Annotated in this window: 17 protein-coding genes; all 17 read left to right on the forward strand. The window is 43.5% G+C overall.

What is annotated here, in order from left to right:
* The first annotated feature begins 84 nt into the window (after positions 1 to 84).
* Positions 85 to 843, forward strand: coding sequence for an immunoglobulin-like domain-containing protein (locus GT641_RS05940; RefSeq protein WP_161117053.1), 759 nt, complete (start codon positions 85 to 87; stop codon positions 841 to 843).
* Between the two features lie 374 nt (positions 844 to 1,217).
* Complete coding sequence (locus tag GT641_RS05945) at positions 1,218 to 1,652, forward strand: prepilin peptidase (RefSeq protein ID WP_008400422.1); 435 nt, start codon at positions 1,218 to 1,220, stop codon at positions 1,650 to 1,652.
* Between the two features lie 13 nt (positions 1,653 to 1,665).
* Positions 1,666 to 2,652: a hypothetical protein gene (locus GT641_RS05950; protein ID WP_161117054.1), complete on the forward strand. Its 987-nt coding sequence runs from the start codon at positions 1,666 to 1,668 to the stop codon at positions 2,650 to 2,652.
* Positions 2,630 to 3,967: a CpaF family protein gene (locus GT641_RS05955; protein WP_161117055.1), complete on the forward strand. Its 1,338-nt coding sequence runs from the start codon at positions 2,630 to 2,632 to the stop codon at positions 3,965 to 3,967. The genes GT641_RS05950 and GT641_RS05955 overlap by 23 nt, the downstream gene beginning before the upstream one ends.
* On the forward strand, positions 3,954 to 4,142 hold the full coding sequence (locus GT641_RS05960) for a hypothetical protein (RefSeq protein ID WP_161117056.1): 189 nt from the start codon (positions 3,954 to 3,956) through the stop codon (positions 4,140 to 4,142). The genes GT641_RS05955 and GT641_RS05960 overlap by 14 nt, the downstream gene beginning before the upstream one ends.
* Entirely contained in the window at positions 4,102 to 4,869 is a 768-nt protein-coding gene (locus GT641_RS05965; protein WP_161117057.1) for a type II secretion system F family protein, read from the forward strand. Before GT641_RS05960 ends, GT641_RS05965 begins: the two co-directional genes overlap by 41 nt.
* 3 nt (positions 4,870 to 4,872) lie before the next feature.
* A complete protein-coding gene (locus tag GT641_RS05970) occupies positions 4,873 to 6,177 on the forward strand; it encodes a type II secretion system F family protein (RefSeq protein WP_161117058.1) in 1,305 nt (434 codons plus the stop codon).
* 105 nt (positions 6,178 to 6,282) lie between these two features.
* Positions 6,283 to 6,483 carry a Flp1 family type IVb pilin gene (locus GT641_RS05975; protein ID WP_347475262.1) on the forward strand — a complete coding sequence of 67 codons (201 nt, stop codon included), beginning with the start codon at positions 6,283 to 6,285 and terminating at the stop codon, positions 6,481 to 6,483.
* Positions 6,484 to 6,496: 13 nt separating this feature from the next.
* Complete coding sequence (locus GT641_RS05980; RefSeq protein WP_119963476.1) at positions 6,497 to 7,957, forward strand: DUF5702 domain-containing protein; 1,461 nt, start codon at positions 6,497 to 6,499, stop codon at positions 7,955 to 7,957.
* 281 nt (positions 7,958 to 8,238) lie between these two features.
* Positions 8,239 to 9,015: a TadE family protein gene (locus GT641_RS05985; protein WP_161117059.1), complete on the forward strand. Its 777-nt coding sequence runs from the start codon at positions 8,239 to 8,241 to the stop codon at positions 9,013 to 9,015.
* Positions 9,016 to 9,037: 22 nt separating this feature from the next.
* The gene (locus tag GT641_RS05990) at positions 9,038 to 9,595 is read left to right on the forward strand and encodes a hypothetical protein (protein WP_161117060.1); all 558 of its coding nucleotides are present in this window, start codon (positions 9,038 to 9,040) and stop codon (positions 9,593 to 9,595) included.
* Positions 9,579 to 11,054: a DUF6382 domain-containing protein gene (locus GT641_RS05995; protein ID WP_161117061.1), complete on the forward strand. Its 1,476-nt coding sequence runs from the start codon at positions 9,579 to 9,581 to the stop codon at positions 11,052 to 11,054. The genes GT641_RS05990 and GT641_RS05995 overlap by 17 nt, the downstream gene beginning before the upstream one ends.
* Positions 11,055 to 11,098: 44 nt before the next feature.
* Complete coding sequence (locus GT641_RS12975; protein ID WP_192919808.1) at positions 11,099 to 14,437, forward strand: hypothetical protein; 3,339 nt, start codon at positions 11,099 to 11,101, stop codon at positions 14,435 to 14,437.
* 97 nt (positions 14,438 to 14,534) lie between these two features.
* A complete protein-coding gene (gene dnaX / locus GT641_RS06005; protein WP_161117062.1) occupies positions 14,535 to 16,271 on the forward strand; it encodes a DNA polymerase III subunit gamma/tau in 1,737 nt (578 codons plus the stop codon).
* 40 nt (positions 16,272 to 16,311) lie between these two features.
* Positions 16,312 to 16,662: a YbaB/EbfC family nucleoid-associated protein gene (locus GT641_RS06010; RefSeq protein ID WP_008400312.1), complete on the forward strand. Its 351-nt coding sequence runs from the start codon at positions 16,312 to 16,314 to the stop codon at positions 16,660 to 16,662.
* A complete protein-coding gene (gene recR / locus GT641_RS06015; protein WP_008400310.1) occupies positions 16,662 to 17,258 on the forward strand; it encodes a recombination mediator RecR in 597 nt (198 codons plus the stop codon). The genes GT641_RS06010 and recR overlap by 1 nt, the downstream gene beginning before the upstream one ends.
* 50 nt (positions 17,259 to 17,308) lie before the next feature.
* The gene (locus GT641_RS06020; protein ID WP_161117063.1) at positions 17,309 to 18,382 is read left to right on the forward strand and encodes a 6-phosphofructokinase; all 1,074 of its coding nucleotides are present in this window, start codon (positions 17,309 to 17,311) and stop codon (positions 18,380 to 18,382) included.
* Positions 18,383 to 18,434: the final 52 nt, after the last annotated feature.

Consider the following 18,434-nt stretch of genomic DNA (forward strand, 5'->3'; position numbering starts at 1 on the left):
AAAGATATATGATAAAATAAGATATCAATTTCATATTGATCACAGAGGGACGTGTAAAGGCGAATTATATGAAAGGGAGAAAACATGAAAAAAGCGTTTAAATGTTTAATGAGCAGCATATTGATTTTGGCTATGGTGGTAACAACAGGTATCAGCAGTAAAGCCGCAGAGTTTAAGGATGGAGCTGTTTCACAGGCTTCCGTTCAGGCATCGGAAGCAGAGTTATGTGGAAGTAATGCAAAGGGAGGCATCACGACACATTCATGGAAACGGTGGATAGCTACGAATACTACATGGCATTTTTATTCGATATATGCTGTATATGAGATACCCGATAAGCTGAAAAATGCAGAATGGACGGTATCGAATAAGCAGATTGCCAAAGTTGTAAAGACGAAGAATGGCATGGCGATCAGAACCGGTAAAAAGACAGGGACTGTAGTTGTACAGACAAAGTACAGAAGTGAGTCAGGAACGGTTGTATATAAGATAAAGATTCAGGTTGTGAAAGCACTTTCGGCATACAAGGGAAAATCTGTGAAAGCAGAGCTTGTTGAGCTTGATTCGGACTATATGATGGTTTGTTATATGCTGTATAACGGAACCAACAAAGAGCGCAGATACAACAATAACAGGAAACTCAAAAAGTATGAAAATGGCAAATGGAAGACAGTAGCAGAAAAGAATATTACATGGACAAATTGGTATGACCTGCCGGCACATAGCCGCAAATATGTTACATTCAATCTGGGAGATCATTATGATCTTTCAAAGCTGAAAAAAGGGACATATCGTTTATACGTTGGATACGGCAAAAAGTATATTACATTCAAAATCAAATAGCACAATGCGTCTATGATTCAAAATAGCACAAGTGCTGAAAATTACATATGTGTATCAGAAAAAGATCTGTTTCGGCAGGTCTTTTTTTGATGTCAGAAAATGGGTAAAGGTGAATTATCAAGGTAATGTAATGGTTTTTATCGAGAACAGATTACCGATGGAAAGATGTGCTGATTTGTGTCATGTGCGGGAATCTGTGTCAAGTTCAGAATGGTGAAATATAGTTTATTTTCTGCGTATTTACTTCGCTTTTTCAGAATGCTAACGTATGGATACGCTCTTGACGGACACGAAGATGAGTAGCTGTTCACAGGAGAAATATATAGGTCAGATGAAAGGAGGGAGAGATATCGGCAGAGATTGAGAACACAGGTATGATTCTGGTTGCGGGTATCGCAGCATTATATGACATCAGAACATGGAAGATTCCGAATTGGCTGATCCTGTTAGGACTTGAGACAGGTATTTTTATCACCGTTTGGCAGAATGGAGTTCGTATCGGAAGTATTCGTGTACTTGCAGGGATATGGATTCCAATCGGTATTCTGTATGTGATGTTTCTGGCAGGATGGCTTGGTGCGGGAGATATCAAATTATTCTCGGCTGTCGGAGCATTTTGTGGATTTATGATCTGGAAGATCTTACTGTATGCATTTATTGCAGGTGGAATATTGTCATTGTTTTATGTGATAAATCTGCTCATCCGCAAAAAGAAACGGCGTGGTTTGGATGGCAGGGCAGAGAGACACAGGATTCATTTTTCTCTGGCTATCTGGCTGGCGTGTCTGGTGTATGTAGTATATGGATAAAGGAGGTTGCTGTATGAGACAGAGAAAGCTTGGCATCTGTGATCCGGATATCAGATATGCAGTTAGTCTGATGAACTATATTAATGCTGATATTGGGAATTCTTTTCTGGCATTTGCATTTTCAACGAGAGAGAGTCTGTCGGAATATCTTACAGGCAATCATCTGGATCTGGTACTGGTTGCAGAAGACTGGATGGCTGATGCGGCGTTCTGGGATACATACACAGAGCTGTGTGTGATAGGAATGTCGGAGCATAATGCAGAGAATGTTATCTGTAAGTATGAAGATGCAGACAAGATCGTTCAGGACATACTGCGGTTTTTCCGGGCAGGATGCGAGAGCCTGTCCAGTGAATTATTTTGTTCATATGCTGTTATCTCACCGCTTGGGCGTTGTGGGAAGACAAGATTATCGAAGTGTATTTGTTATCTGGACGAGGTAAGAGGCGGTCTGTACATCGGATTTGAGGCGTACGGGATTTCGACAGTTATCGGAGCAGAACAGGAGCGGTATACGATGTCGGAGCTTGCTTATCTGATTAAGACGAGGTCGGATCAGATACTTGATTATGTGGAACGAAGCGTCATTGTGGATGGGAAGATGGGGGTTATTGATTCTCCCCGATCCTATCTGGATATTCGAAATCTGGATGCGGCAGATATGTGTTGGTTCTTAGATCGGCTCTATGCATGGGGCAGATACACCACGATCGTATGTGATATTGATGGAGGCGTGCTTGGTGACAATTCGGTTCTGGAAGCATTTGACCATGTGATCGTGCCGGCGTTTGATGAAGCATATGCGAAGGAGAAAGTGAAAGTATTCCGGAATTGCTTGAAACGGCAGGAGCTTGGAAAGATCGTCAGCCGCATGAAGTGCGTAGAAGTTCCAAATGCTGAATATGACAGTGCGGAGATGATTCGTTGTGCGGGAAACCTGATGGAAGAAAATGGCAGGGAGGGTAGCAGAAGATGTTATGGAACAGGAAATAAAGAATGAGATGAAGCAACGCATCCTTGCGGAGCTCGATATGTCACAGGAGATCGATGATATGGAAGTCAGACGGCTGGTCGATCAGTGCATTATGGAATATAAGGGAACGACAGAGCTGCCATTGCCTGCACGGATAAAACTTAGAAAGGAGCTGTTTAATACTGTAAGGCGGATGGATGTATTGTCGGAATTCCTTGAGGATGAGAGCGTGACGGAGATCATGATCAATGGCTATGACAATATCTTTATTGAGAGATCTGGCAGGGTTTATAAGGTTGATCAGACATTTGAGAATGAGGAACGTCTGGCTTCGATCATTCAGCAGATCGTTGCAGGCTGTAATCGTATTGTAAATGAGGCGGTTCCTATCGTGGATGCCAGACTGGCGGATGGTTCCCGTGTGAATGTGGTATTGCCGCCGATTTCATTAAATGGACCGACGATGACGATTCGTAAATTTCCGAAAGAGAAAATGACGATGGAACGCCTGATTGAGGTTGGGGCATTATCAGAGGATGCGGCAGAGTTCCTTAAACGGCTGGTGAAAGCTCGGTACAATATCTTTGTATCAGGAGGAACCGGAGCAGGCAAGACTACGTTTCTAAATGCATTATCTGATTATATCCCACAGCAGGAACGGGTTATTACGATCGAAGATTCTGCGGAACTACAGTTGAAGAATGTAGTAAATCTCGTTCGGCTGGAAAGTCGGAACTCAAATGTAGAGGGAACGAATGCTGTTACTATCCGGGAGCTTATTAAGTCCAGTCTTCGAATGCGGCCGGATCGTGTGATCGTAGGAGAGGTTAGGGATGCGGCTGCCATTGATATGCTTGCGGCTATGAATACCGGACATGATGGGAGCCTCTCTACCGGACATGCGAATTCTTCCGGAGATATGATCACTCGTCTGGAATCTATGGTATTAATGGGAATGGAGCTTCCGCTGGAAGCTGTTCGCAGACAGATCGCATCTGCTGTAGATGTCATTATTCATCTTGGAAGACTGAGGGATGGTTCCAGAAAGGTGCTGGAGATTGCCGAGGTGACCGGGATGCGTGAAGGACTGGTAGAACTTCATACGATATATGAGTTTGAGGAGATGGTGGCGGGAGAAGAACAGGAGGTTACAGATATGGTTTATGCGGCAGCAGGAACACTGTCGGAACAAAATGTGACAGATGGTTTTCAGCTGCATAAGGTTACAGGCAGACTTCGGGCGCGGGCGGAACTGCTGCATCAGGAGAAGTTCCTACGTGCCGGGATAGCTTACAAGAGCGTATTATGTGCGGAGGTAAGGTCAGAAGGTGCCGGGGTGTGAGATTTTCGGAAGGATCTCCGATAAGGTTTCCGGCAGTATTTTCAGAAGGATCTCCGGTAGGGTTACCGGCGGCATTTTCGGAAGAATCTCCGGTAAGGTTACTGGCGGAAGATTTGACAGAAAGGAAGAAAGGGATGAACAGACAGGAGGATACAAGAAGAAAAACAGATTATAGAATATACAGACTGTCTCTGCCTGAGGTGGCGGTGTGTCTGATCCTATATCTGGGGCTTGTCGGGATCATTAGTTTTCTATATTACAATTCTCCGCTTCCTATACTGATTGCAGCGCCGGGAGGTGTGGCGGCACTTCGAGTCTTTCGAAGCAGATGCATAGAGAAACGACAAAGGCAATTATATGTCGAGTTTAAGGATATGGTGCAGTCGCTTGCGGCAAGTATGGGAGCAGGATATGCATTTGAAAATGCATTTACGGCGGCATATGAAGAAATGCGCAAGTTATATGGAGATTCTGGTCTTATCGTGAAGGAATTGAAATGGGTGATACGTGGGCTTCGAATGCATGAAGATATAGAATATCTGCTTCAGGATATGGGAGAGCGTTCCGGAGTTCGTGAGATATCGGAATTTGCGCAGGTTGTCGGTGTGGCAAAACGAACAGGTGGCAACATGGTTCACATTATGAAAGCAACGGCGGCAGATATCAGCCGGAAGATGGAAGTGGAGCTTGAGATACAGACGATGATCGCAGCGAAAAAATATGAACAGAAGATTATGTTGATCGTTCCATTTTTCATTCTAGCATATCTGCGGATCGCAAATGGAAGCTATATACATATTTTGTATGAGAATATAGCAGGCAGACTGATTATGACAATCTGTTTGGCTGTAAGTATCCTTTCTGCTGCGTGGAGTAGAAAAATGATCAGGATAGGAGTGTGACGGATGGAGTTACCGGGTGTAAGAAGATTATATAAAAGGTATGGCAGGTATCTGGATCACAGGAGGGTCAGAGCCGGTCTGCGTAAGGTTCATGTAGTATCAGAAGAACGTCTGGGACAGATATGTGAAGATTATTATACCGGGCTGATATCCAGAACTCTTATGATATTGATCTTAATGGTGGTTCTGATGATTGCCGCAGGGGTTAAAGAATTCAGTCAGGAACGAAAGGTGGTGCTGGATCGCGACTCATATGGAGGAGATGAGAGCAGTATGGAATTGCAGACAGAGATCGATGGAGAACAGAAACATTTTCATGTTGCGGTGCTTCCAGTCATGTATGATGCCGACAGCATAGAGCAGGCATTTGATGCGGGATTTGAATATCTGGATTCAGTGTATCTGGGAGAAAATGAGAGCGCAGATCAGGTGAAGAAGGATCTGAACCTGATTGATGAGATCGAAGACCTCGGACTTGATGTTTCGTGGGAGATAGACCGTGATGACTGTGTGGATTTTAAGGGTGCGATTCTGGATGGTGATTATCCGGAGCCGGTTCTGGTCAATCTGACGGCGACGTTATCGTATGAGGATTTTCAGGCGGTAAGGCAGTATCCGATTCGTATAACCGGGAAAGAAAAGACGAAGACGGAACAGGTTATAGATCAGCTGAAAGAGCAGATCCGATTTATGCAGCTTCAGTCAAATGACAGCCGGCAGTTAGAGCTTCCGGCTGAGTTGGACGGATACGCTATTACGACAAAAAAGAGTATTCCTTTGCCATTTATAGTGTTCTTATTATGTGTAAGTATTGGTGTTCTTCTGGTTTGCAAAGGATATTCTGATCTGCATAAGGCAGGACAGAAGCGGAATCAGGAACTGATGCAGGCATATCCATCATTTGTCGATCTGTTGTCATTGTATATGGGAGCGGGTCTGACAGTAAAAGGAGCACTTCTAAAGATCGTTACTATGACGGATAGTCGTATCCTTTCGGAGGAGATCAATTATACATTAAATGAGATCCGATCAGGCATACCGGAGACAGAAGGGTATTACAGATTGGGAAATCGACTGGAGCTTCCGGTCTATTTGAAGATGATGACGCTGCTTTCTCAGAATATCAGAAAAGGTACAAGAGATATCCTGAATATGCTTGCAGAGGAAGAACTGTCAGCACTTCAGTTGAAACGGGAACTTGCAAAGAAGAAAGGAGAGGAGGCAGGAACCCGACTGTTGTTTCCTATGATATTACAACTGGGCGTTGTAATGATTATCGTGATAGCGCCTGCACTGATGGGATTTTAAAGAATACCATAATTGGATCAATATTGTCGGGATTATAAATAATGTCAGGACAGAAAGTTCAAATCGAAAAAAGTTAAGTAATGAAATAAAAGAGAAGGAGGAAGGGTGCCGGATAAACCGGAACCTAAGAGAGCTATGAAGAATGTAAAACGTTTTTTAACAGATGAAAGTGGAATGGGTGTTGTAGAGATTTTACTGATCACAGTTGTGTTGATCGCAATGGTTCTGATCTTTCAGAACAAGATTACGACGCTTGTAAATAACATATGGAAATCAATCGGTAAGAGTGCAAAGAAGATCTATTGATAAGGAGGTCAGAATGAGAAATCAGGGACAGATCACAGTATTTCTCAGTCTGATACTGATAAGTCTTCTGGTTTTGTTCCTTGCGGCTATCGGAGTGGTTGAATTTCATATGGACAGAGCAAGGGTATCGGAGGCTGCGAAAGGAGCCTCCGAGCATATCAAAGCCGATTATCAGGAGCAGATATTTGAGGAATATCATGTGCTTTTGCTGGATAAAACGTATGCAGGCAGAGGAGAGGGAGCATTGGAAGACAGAATGCTTCGTTATCTGGATTATACACTTTCGTCATATGGATTTCAGATACAAGATGTCAGTCTTACCGGAATGAAATCTGTGATGGATTCACATTGTGCGCTGCTAAGAGAGCAGATCCGCGATTATATGACTTTGTATTTACAGGTAAAGGCAGTAAAGGATATTGGAGAATGGATGCGGTTGGATGATCGTTCGGCTGAGACTATGGCACAGGAGATTGCAACAGGGAAGCTGGAAGAAAGTGAGAAATCCGGTGACTGGCAAGGTGAAGATCCAAGAAAAGTATTACAAAGAGAGATGAAGCATGGATTGCTTGATCTGGTACTTCCGGAGAATTCCGGTGTATCAGGTGTGAAGATAGAAATGAGCGAGCTTCCGTCCCATACCGGACAAAAGGATTCGGACAGCAGACAGGATCGTGCAGATGGTGAGGATGATTGCAGCGTGGATACTTCATTTGAGGATATTGATCGTCTGGAAGCAGATATGCAGAAGATGACCCGAAGCGGCTCATCCGAGAGTGGAGAAGCCGGAAATGGTCTGTCGGAGATGACAGATGCAGGGAAAGAACTGCTATATGGGTTGACGTGCTTTGATTATTTTACAAGAACCGATGGAAAGGGACATCCGTTGCAATGCGAAGTCGAGTACCTGATCGCAGGCCGGGATAATGATTATGATAACCTGCAGGCCGTTGTAAACCGGATAGTGCTTCACAGGATGCCTGTTAATATGGCGGTATTATTGACTGACCCGGAGAAGATGGCAGAGATCGATAGTATAGCACTTACATTATCACTTGCACCGGGAATTACATATGGAGCCGCCAAATATCTGTTAGTGGCATGTCTGTCTTATGCGGAGACATTGGTGGAGATTCGCTCGTTACTTGCAGGCCATAAGATTCCGCTTGTAAAGACAGGCGCGGAGTGGACTGTAGATTTTGACAGTATCGGAAAGCTTACTGAACTTGATCGGATGGATTATTCAGGTGCGGATGGTGTTGATTACCGGACATTTTTATTCCTGTTTCTGGCAGAAAAAGGAGATGTCATATATGAGCGCATGTGTGATGTTATGCAGATGGTTGTAAGGGAAAAACAGCCGGAGTTTTTGATGAGAGACTGTATCTGTGCATACACGGCAGACCTTGATATCCGGAAGCATGGGACAAATTTCAGCATTGCTATAGAGGCTTCATATCAGGGACAGAGATAATTGCCAGAGATATGTTGAATCAAGATGTTTGCAGAGATATGTCGTATCAGGATTGGAACAAGATAGTAATGTCTTGTGACATTTGGTGATCGTTTGGACCTTGGAGAGGGTCTGAAAAAACTACTACAAAGTAAGATAAGGGGTGGTGTTATATGCTCTCTTGCTTGTCAGGCGGCATGGTTAATATGGTAATGATACACGTAAAAAGAATAATTGTATGTATAATGTCCCCGTCTCTCCACGGAAAGTTAGATTTTGGTGCCATGCGCAGGGCAAAGAGAGTGTATAAGACCATCCCTTTAGATCAGAAACAAACAGGAAATCGGGGAAGTGCAACATTAGAAGCCATGCTGGTGTTACCGCTGTTTTTATTGGCAGCATTTGCCTGCTTCCAGATTGGGAATCTCCTTCAGACCAGAATGCTGGTATATGAAGCGATGCAGGAGACTGCACAGTATATGGCAGAGACCAAATATATGGAACTGACAGATTCAGAAGCTGACGCGAGCTTAGACGCTGTTACAGCAGGGATGGTGCTTCATACCTATATAGATGATGCGGATATGGTTGACCGATATGTAACAGGTGGAAGTAGCGGGATACGGATAAGTCAGGCGGATTACGATACGACTGATGGATGCATCTATCTGCGGCTTGGGTATGGCTTGCAGCAGGAGATTCCATTTATCGGAATAATCAGGTGGAAGGTTTCTGAGCAGATTTGCCAGAAAGCATATGTGGGTCTGATCTTGGACGGAGCAGATAACGATGACAGTTATGTATATATTGCAGAGACAGGTGATGTCTGCCATACCAGCAGAAACTGTTATCACATCCGGCTGACGATCCGGCAAACGAACTTGAACCAGATACAGAATTCGTTATCTCCCTGTGAATTATGTGCAGAAGGAAAACATGCAGATTCTGCGGTGTATGTGACAGAGACGGGTGACCGTTATCATCTATCGATAGGGTGTTCAGGACTGAAACGTACGGTGACAAGGGTTCGCAGGTCGGATGTGACTGGGCTTCCCTATTGCTCTGAATGTGGCAGATAGAAGACAGAAAGGGGATATGAATATGGAGAAGGGCAGAAAAACTCAATGTATGGCTATGAAGACTGACAAGGCGTATGAATATGGAAGTATGGTTATGGAGAATAACAGGCCGTATGAGCGTATAAAGGGTGACGCCGGTTCGATCATAGTTGAAATGTGTGTGCTTATGCCGATCGTTATTACTGTTGTATTTATTGCAATTAATATGATGTTCATGCAGATCAACCGGGCAGCTGCCCGCGGAGAAGCGTATGCCATTACATACAATAAAGAAAGCTATATAGCCGGGCAGGCTGGTACAGGAGATGAGATACTGGAACAACAGATATTTCAGTCATTATCAGAATATATGAATAATCTGGATGAATTGGAGGTCAGTGTGTCTGGGGATAAGGGCAGCAGAAGTCTGTTCTATTCTGTAGGAAAACGAAAGACTGTTGTGAAATATGAGGAAAACCATCTGGGCATAGGACTGCTGATCAATAAAAAAGTCAGTCAGAATAAAATCAAACTGGAGGAGGAGATCCGGGATACAGGGAATAATCTCAGGAGGTGGCAGCTATATGGAAAAGAATTATGACACAGATGGATTTGATGTATATATGTTGTTATCTGATGTTGTATGTCAGCCATCATATGAGATGGAGATGTTACAGAGAAATCATATAAGCGGTATTCTCGATATGCGTCTTCGCTATATAGATGGTGAGGGGTATCCCTGTTATAAGGTAAGCGGTCTTACAGAATATGCGGCCGGTATGATGGATATGGATGCAGCATTTGCATCCATGCCGGCACAGCCGACTTCGGATCCTTCGTATGCATCTATGTCGATTTCACCGGAGGAAATCATGCGGGTATTTCAGGCAGTGTTTCATGTAATCTGGGAACTCAGACGTTATCTGCTGGCGATGAACGATCTGGTTCTACAGGAAGAATACATATTTTTTGATAACCATAAGAAACAATTTGTTTTTACTTATCTGCCGGGATATCAGATAAGTGTGCGGATGCAGATGCGGGTATTGATGGAACAGTACCTTGGTAGAATGGATCATACGAATCGGGTTCAGGCAGATAAGGTGTATGATCTGTATCAGAAAATAGTCGAAGAATATGTTGATCCGGAAGAGTTAGGGACAGAACTTGATCGGATATTATCATGTGATGGTTCCTTTCAAATGTCGGGAATCGGATATGCAGAGAAAAAAGGGGGCGGACCTCAGATAGATGATGCTTGCAGGGATATGGAAGCTGTCTGGAATATGAGCAGGGAAGATTCGGAATCGGAAGATCAGGTAAGTATCGAAAAGAGTAGCCTGAGCGACTTAGGAAGCAGGGCGGGAATCAGTATGCGACATCAATGGAATATATATAAGAGCTTGATTATAGGTGGTATGATTCTGACGTTTTTAGCTGGGGTCATAATGGCATATTTGCAATGTCGAAGATATGGACGGGTGGAACATACGAAGCCGTTATTTGGCATATGCATATTACTGGCTGTGGAATTGCTGGCATATATAGAGATTGATAAACGGACAGAAGATAACAGGATATACGAAGAATACCCGAAAGAACCTTTGCAGCATACAGCTTTTAGAGAACAGAAAACAGAAGACATTACGGACGATGAAATTGAGAGCGATGTAGAGAAGCTACGATTATTTGATAAATCGTGCGAGATATGTACGGACGAAAATGCAGCGGATACACAGGTGTTAAATACCGGACAGCCGTATGGGATGTTCGTCTCACTTTCCGGTTATAGTTCTCAGCCGGAAATGGTGTATGTGACCCGGATTCCGGCGTTGATCGGCAGAGGAGATATGGCAGACTGCCGACTACATGGTGAGAGCATCAGCCGGGTTCATGCGAAGCTTGCTTATGCAGATGCAAATTTTATATTGGAAGATATTGAGTCAACAAATGGAACATGTGTCAATGATTATCCATTGAAGAAGGGATATCCGGTATTGTTATTCCCCGGTGATGAGGTTTCATTTGGAAGCGAACGCTATGAGTTTCGGGTGTGTTGATCCGGGACGATTAATTATACAGACGAGGAGGAAATGATGACGCTATGAAGTTTGAAAAAGAAGAAAGAAAACGGAGAAGACGGAGGAACCGGAGAAGACGGGTGATAACAGGCATAATATGTGTGGTATTGGTATGTATATGTTTGTCGATTTATGCATTTGGCAAATCAGAAATGCTGGGTAGTTTTGCCGGTGGTGGTTTGACACTAAGACAGATAGTTATTGCAACAGGCAGTGATGCCATGGAAACGGCTGATAGTACAACGGGTGAAACCGCTGAGATGGCATTAGCGGTACAGGCGTTACCGGAGCTCATAGAATCAGACATAGAAGAATACAGGCTTGGAAGAATGAAAGCAGAAAACAGCTGTAAGGATTACCGAATATTACGATATAAGGGCAATACTTATAGCAAACTGTTTTCTGTATATTGTGGGGACAAAGATGCACAGATGCCGTGGTATGGTGAGACGCTGGCAGATGGTGTTCATCGCAGGGGAACAAGAGCAGCCGTTTATAGTGACGATGCGGCAGATCAGTATGCACATAATGGAAGCATGTTGAATAGCAATATTCGAAAAGCATTATATCAGGGATATAAAGAGAAGAAGTCACAGACTGTTATTCAAAATCTTTTAAATTCAATCCGTCATTCTGATGCGACGATAAGTGGGACATCTCCGCTGACGCGAGCACAGGCAGAGTTGATGATCGGCGGGAAGCTTCCCGGTCCGGTAGTAACGAATATTGCACCGACATCAGCAGAAAATAGATTGAAGTATACATATAATATGAGCGCAACAGAAACAGCTTATGTCAGTGATAATACCCCTGAACAGAAGCGGAAGAAAAGAACGGAGGTTATCCGGGTGTCAGGAGGAACAGAAAACGGTTTTTCAGTAAAAGTTCCTTCCGGTCAGGGCGTGACATTCTGGATATGTGTGACATGGAATGATACGGTAAAAGACAGCAAATGGAAAGCCTGTACAGGTGGAAGTACAGTGCGGTTAAAAGCGGGAGATCGATTCCTGTTTACAGCAGATATTCAGACGTCGGGAAACACTAAGATAGCAAAGACAGCAGCTGAGAAGTATGGATTTACTACATATGCGGTAGTGCCGGATAATAAAAAGATTCAGTCGTGCTTTGCAGGTGTTTTATATGAATATACATTTGCGATGACTGTTGACTGGGGAAAAAGTCTGACAGATGGTTCATTTACAGTAGAAAAGAATCCGGTAAATCCGGCAGCCGTCAGGCTTCCGTCAGATGAACCTTATTATAATATGGCAGGAATCCGCTATACTGTCTATTCTGACAAAGCTTGTACGGACAAAGCGGGTTCAAACATAGTTGTATCTTATGATGGAAAGGCATATCAGGATAAGGATGGTGCAAATGTAGTATTTGACAGTGAAGCGGCAAGACAACACTATATAACAAAGTACAAATATACGCCGTGCATATACTACTGGACAAAGTTGAATCTGGAAAAGGACAGTTCGTATACTTATTATTACAGAGAACGGGATACCGTTTATACCGGAGACGGTAAAGCGAGATGGTATGCGGCAAAAGGAAATACCTATGGCTATCTGGATGCAAATGTCTATCCATACGATACCGCGGGAATCGTTCATACAGGCTATCGGGTTGATTCGGAAGTTAAGAGTTTTACATTAAAAAAGAACAGCACATTTCAGGTGGATGCATCTGTCAGCGAAGATATGGAAAAGGGAAAATTGCGCCTGATAAAGACATATTTTGGAGATATATCACAGACGAAGGGAGTTCGATTCAGACTATATAAAGTTCCGAATGATAAGACTGCCTACGATGCAGAAGGAAGTTCTATATTAATAGGCGAGTATATGGTAAATGCACAGGGAAAAGGAATACCTGTCAGTCTGACATCTGAGGCAATAACACTTGGAATAAAGAGTGATTATAAGGGCGAAGACATTGACCAGTCATTATGTCGGGATATTTATGATCTTCCGCTTGGCTGGTATGTGCTGGTGGAGGATGCTGTGAGTGCAACGGAACGGGGATTTCGTCCGGCACAAGCTGTTTATCATGAGATTACAACGCAAAGTTCGGAGTACGAATTTCAGGTTCATAATTCTAAGATTAATTTATCGGTGAATAAAACGACCGATCAGTTATATGCCGCACACTCATCCGAGTATTCTTTTGCAGGAATCCGTTATCGTTTATATATGGCGGATGTGACAGGAGGTTGCTCTGTGGAGGATGCTCGATATGCAGGAGAATTTGAGATACAGGAGGATGGAAAGGGCAAGGTGACAGATATAAATAAAGGATTTGCCCCGACCGACGGAGCAACGATTGCTCTTACGAGGAAGGATGAATATACATTAGACGGACTACCGGCTGGTATCTATTATCTGGTCGAAATTTCGGGAAATGCATATTTTGAGAAAAATCTGACACCTCAAAAAGTAGATATGTCCTTAGAGAATCGTGATCCAAACGATGAGGGCAGTTATCGGTATGAGATAACCGTAGCGGATACGGCTAAGACCGGAGAATTAAGGCTTGAAAAAGTAAGCGAAGCTCCGGAGATAACAGACCATGATACCCGTTTCTCACTTGAGGGTGCGGTATATGAGGTATATATGGTAACCGGCAAAGATCAGCCGTATGATGAACGGTATAAAGTCGGAACCTTTACGACGAAACTCAGACAACAGACGAATAATGAGACATTGACAGCAATTGGAATTCCGGAGATTTTAAATTCCTGTGGTGTGGAAAATCAATTTCGTATGCCGGATGATAGTCTGGTTGCGATTTCAGCAGATCAGGAAGAATGCGTATTTTCAGGACTTCCGTTTGGATGGTATGCGGTTGTGGAGGTGAAGGAATCGGAAGGCTTTGCGCTTGATCCTGTAATATATTATAAGCACCTTACACCGGAGCATCCGGAAGAAAAAGTAAGACAGACGATACTTTCAGTAGAAACAACGACGGAGACGACAACCGAGAATACAACCGAGACAACGACCGAGAATACAACCGAGACGACAACCGAGACAACGACCGAGGATACAACCGAGACAACAACCGAGATAACGACCGAAAACAGTACTGAGGTAACAACGGAGAACAGTACTGAAATTACAACCGAAAACAGCACCGAAATAACAACTGAGAATACCACGGAAGCAACCACTGAAGATACGGAAGAGCTTACTGCAGAATTGACGACTCAGACGACCGAACAGATACATGAATCAGGAACCCCGAAGACAGGTGATCAGACCAGCCTCTTATTGATTGCCTGTATCGGAGCAGGAGCTGCTCTTTTGGCAGCCATGATATTATTGAGCTGTAGAAACGGAAATAAGAAACGAAAATAAATAGGATAGAAAAAGCCCAGCACCTTGAAAACTAATAATTGCTATCAATCACCATTTCGGATATAATATCTTTAGTTGTATTTTGGAGGAAATCGTCATGTCTTATATGGCATTATATCGTAAATGGAGACCAGATACTTTTGAAGAAGTCAAGGGTCAGGATCATGTTGTAACAACACTAAAGAATCAGATCATAAATAACAGGATCGGACATGCATTTCTGTTCTGTGGAACCAGAGGAACCGGAAAGACATCCATAGCTAAGTTATTTGCAAAGGCAGTAAACTGTGAGCACCCGATAAATGGTAGTCCATGTAATGAGTGTGCGGCATGTCGTGCAATCGCCGATGGATCATCCATGAATGTGATCGAGATCGATGCGGCATCTAACAATGGTGTAGACAATATCAGACAGATCCGAGAGGAAGTTCAGTATTCGCCATCGGAAGGAAAATATAAGGTATACATCATCGATGAGGTTCATATGTTGACACAGGGAGCGTTTAATGCTCTGTTAAAGACGTTGGAAGAACCACCGGCTTATGTCATCTTTATATTGGCAACAACAGAATCACATAAGATTCCGATTACGATATCATCAAGATGTCAGAAGTATGAATTTCGTAGGATTTCAGTAGAAACGATCAGTGATCGTCTGATGGAGCTGCTTGGCAGAGAGCAGATCGAAGCTGAGAAGAAAGCAGTTGATTATATCGCCAAAGCGGCGGATGGCTCTATGCGAGATGCACTTAGTATTCTGGATCAGTGTATAGCCTTTAATATAGGTAAAGAACTGACATACGAGAATGTTCTGGATACGATCGGTGCAGTCGATATTGATGTATTTGCCAGATTGCTTGACTGTGTGATAAAGCTCGATGTTGTCGGTGCGATCGATCTGGTAGATGAGGTCGTATGGCAGGGGCGTGAGTTGTCCCGGTTCGTTTCGGAATTCACATGGTTTCTTCGAAATGTACTGCTGGTGAAGGTTTCACCGGAGGCAGATCAGAAGCTTGATATGTCAGCAGAGAATCTGGAGCGGTTAAGACAGCTTGCAGCACAGATCGATACGGATGCACTCATTCGTTATATCAATATATTCTCGGATACATCGGCAAATATCAAATATGCGGTTCAGAAGCGTATCGTTCTGGAGCTTGCAGTGATCAAATTATGCAAACCGGAGATGGAGACAGATTACAGTGCGCTGCTTGACCGGGTCCGAGTTCTGGAACAGAAGTTAGAGAGTGGAGCTGCCGGATTAGTGGTTGCCGGGAACAATGGTATAGAAAGCTCGGTATCAGAAGGTGTTATAGCATCGGCAGGAGCAACAGTGCAGGGTGCCGGAGCAGTATCACAGGAATTGCTGGATCAGATCTGCACAAGACTGAAGCAGGAAGGAATGCAGATAGGAAATGCACCTGCAATGGGAGAAGCAGATATAGAAGCAGCATCGAAGAAACTGTCAGAACAGCTGAAGAAAGAACTGCCGGAAGCGAATTATAATGAATTAAGAGAGTTCGTAGAGCAATGGGATATCATCATGGATGGATATCAGAATATTACGAAGAAATTTTTGGAGAAAGCAAGGATCAATATTAATGAAGCCAAGGATGGTCTGTATCTGGCATATGTTCAGAATGAAGATAATAAGCAGGCAATCGCTTATTTTGAAGGAAAAGAACGAATGGCAGCATTACGGGAGCATATAGAGAAAGTGACCGGAAGACAGGTAAAGATCGAGTTGAAGGTTGTCTCAAAGAACAGTGATGCAGCACAGGAGATCGAGGCGAATGATCTTACGAAAATCAATTTTGCTATTCAGTATGAATAAAAACATAAAAAAGAGTTAAGAATCAAGGAGGACATATAAAATGGCTAAAAGAGGCGGCTATAATATGGGTATGATGCCTGGTAACATGAACAACTTAATGAAACAGGCACAGAGAATGCAGAAACAGATGGAGACAACTACCAAGGAATTAGAAGACAAGATATATGAATCTTCTGTAGGTGGCGGAGTTGTTACAGCAAAGGTTTCCGGTAAGAAGGAATTAATGGAGATCAAGCTGGATCCTGAAGTTGTTGATCCTGATGATATCGAGACATTAGAGGATCTGATCATTTCTGCTGTCAATGAAGCATTCCGTATGCAGGATGAAGATTATCAGGAGAATATGAATAAGATTTCCGGCGGTATGGGTCTTGGAGGCTTACCGTTCTAATGGATATATATGGTGGTGAAGTAAACCGTCTGATCGAAGAACTTGGCAGACTTCCGGGTATCGGAGCAAAGACAGCACAGAGACTGGCATTCCACATAATCAGTATGCCGGAGGAACGTGCGCAGGCACTGGCAGATTCAATCGTAAATGCAAAGAAGAAGATAAGATACTGCAATAACTGTTATACGATTACCGACAGTGATCTCTGTCCGATCTGTAGATCGGCAAATCGAAACCATAAGGTGATTATGGTTGTTGAGACTCCGAGGGATCTGGCAGCATATGAACGAACGAATCAGTATGATGGTGTGTATCATGTACTGCATGGAGTGATCAATCCATCTCTGGGAATCGGACCGGCAGATATCAAGATCGCAGAATTGATGAAGCGGTTACAGGGAGATGTAGATGAACTGATCATTGCAACAGGATCGGGACCGGAAGGTGAAGCAACGGCGATGTATATATCGAAGCTGGTCAAGCCGGCAGGCATCAAAGTGAGCAGGATAGCCAGTGGTGTACCGGTAGGCGGAGATCTGGAATGCATTGATGAAGTGACGCTTCTTCGGGCATTAGAAGGCAGAGTATATTTATAGGGACAATTAAATAATGTTTTACATATAAAAGAAGAAAGAGGTGTTTAGGAATGTTGCGAGTTGGATTACTTACCAGTGGCGGCGATTGTCAGGCACTGAATGCAACCATGCGTGGTGTAGCAAAGGGTTTGTACGAGTTATTTGATGAAGTAGAGATTTATGGTTTCCTGAATGGATATAAGGGCTTGATGAGAGCACAGTATATCAAGATGCAGCCGGATGATTTCTCAGGCATTATGACAAAGGGTGGAACGATTCTTGGTAGTTCCAGACAGCCATTTAAACTTATGGGAGAACCGACAGAGGATGGTCTTGATAAGGTGAAATCCATGAAGGACACATACAAGAAGCTGAAGCTGGATTGTCTGTGTGTATTAGGAGGAAATGGTTCGCAGAAGACAGCAAATCTGTTAAGCGAGGAAGGTTTAAATGTAATCGGTCTTCCAAAGACGATCGATAACGATCTTTGGGGAACCGATATGACATTTGGTTTCCAGAGTGCTGTTGATGTGGCAACACAGACGATTGACTGTATTCATACGACAGCAGCATCCCATAATCGTATCTTTATTGTAGAGATTATGGGTCACAAGGTTGGATGGATCACATTACACGCAGGCATTGCGGGTGGCGCAGATGTTATCCTGATCCCTGAGATCCCATATGATATCAAGAAAGTATATGAAGCAATCGATAAGAGAACGAAGAACAATAAAGGCTTTACTATCGTTGCAGTAGCAGAAGGAGCAATCTCCAAAGAGGTTGCTGAGCTTCCAAAGAAAAAGAGAAAGGAAGTAATCGCAAATTCTCCGTATCCATCTGTTGCATATGAGATGGCAGACAAGCTCAAGGAGTTCACAACACAGGATATCCGTATCGCGATTCCCGGTCATACACAGAGAGGTGGAAGCCCATGCCCATATGACAGAGTGATCTCATCCAGATTCGGTGCAAAGGCTGCGGAGCTGATCAAGGCAAAGGATTTCGGAAAGCTCGTTGTATTCAAGGATAATATGGTAACTGCTATTCCATTATCAGAATCAGCAGGAAAGCTCAAATATGTATCTCTGGATGACGATACTGTACTGGCGGCAAAAACGCTTGGAATCTCATTTGGCGATTAAATTCAGAGAAAAACAGTTTTTCAGTAACATAAGTCTCTCTGTCTGCATATAT

Source organism: Clostridium sp. BIOML-A1, from assembly GCF_009874105.1.
Taxonomy (GTDB): domain Bacteria; phylum Bacillota; class Clostridia; order Lachnospirales; family Lachnospiraceae; genus Coprococcus.

Bases quoted from the DNA above. Each gene is read 5' to 3' on its own strand.
- GT641_RS05940 (WP_161117053.1), top strand. From the start codon at position 85: ATGAAAAAAGCGTTTAAATGTTTAATGAGCAGCATATTGATTTTGGCT.
- GT641_RS05945 (WP_008400422.1), top strand. From the start codon at position 1,218: ATGATTCTGGTTGCGGGTATCGCAGCATTATATGACATCAGAACATGG.
- GT641_RS05950 (WP_161117054.1), top strand. From the start codon at position 1,666: ATGAGACAGAGAAAGCTTGGCATCTGTGATCCGGATATCAGATATGCA.
- GT641_RS05955 (WP_161117055.1), top strand. From the start codon at position 2,630: ATGGAACAGGAAATAAAGAATGAGATGAAGCAACGCATCCTTGCGGAG.
- GT641_RS05965 (WP_161117057.1), top strand. From the start codon at position 4,102: ATGAACAGACAGGAGGATACAAGAAGAAAAACAGATTATAGAATATAC.
- GT641_RS05970 (WP_161117058.1), top strand. From the start codon at position 4,873: ATGGAGTTACCGGGTGTAAGAAGATTATATAAAAGGTATGGCAGGTAT.
- GT641_RS05980 (WP_119963476.1), top strand. From the start codon at position 6,497: ATGAGAAATCAGGGACAGATCACAGTATTTCTCAGTCTGATACTGATA.
- GT641_RS05990 (WP_161117060.1), top strand. From the start codon at position 9,038: ATGGAGAAGGGCAGAAAAACTCAATGTATGGCTATGAAGACTGACAAG.
- GT641_RS05995 (WP_161117061.1), top strand. From the start codon at position 9,579: ATGGAAAAGAATTATGACACAGATGGATTTGATGTATATATGTTGTTA.
- GT641_RS12975 (WP_192919808.1), top strand. From the start codon at position 11,099: ATGAAGTTTGAAAAAGAAGAAAGAAAACGGAGAAGACGGAGGAACCGG.
- dnaX (WP_161117062.1), top strand. From the start codon at position 14,535: ATGTCTTATATGGCATTATATCGTAAATGGAGACCAGATACTTTTGAA.
- GT641_RS06010 (WP_008400312.1), top strand. From the start codon at position 16,312: ATGGCTAAAAGAGGCGGCTATAATATGGGTATGATGCCTGGTAACATG.
- recR (WP_008400310.1), top strand. From the start codon at position 16,662: ATGGATATATATGGTGGTGAAGTAAACCGTCTGATCGAAGAACTTGGC.
- GT641_RS06020 (WP_161117063.1), top strand. From the start codon at position 17,309: ATGTTGCGAGTTGGATTACTTACCAGTGGCGGCGATTGTCAGGCACTG.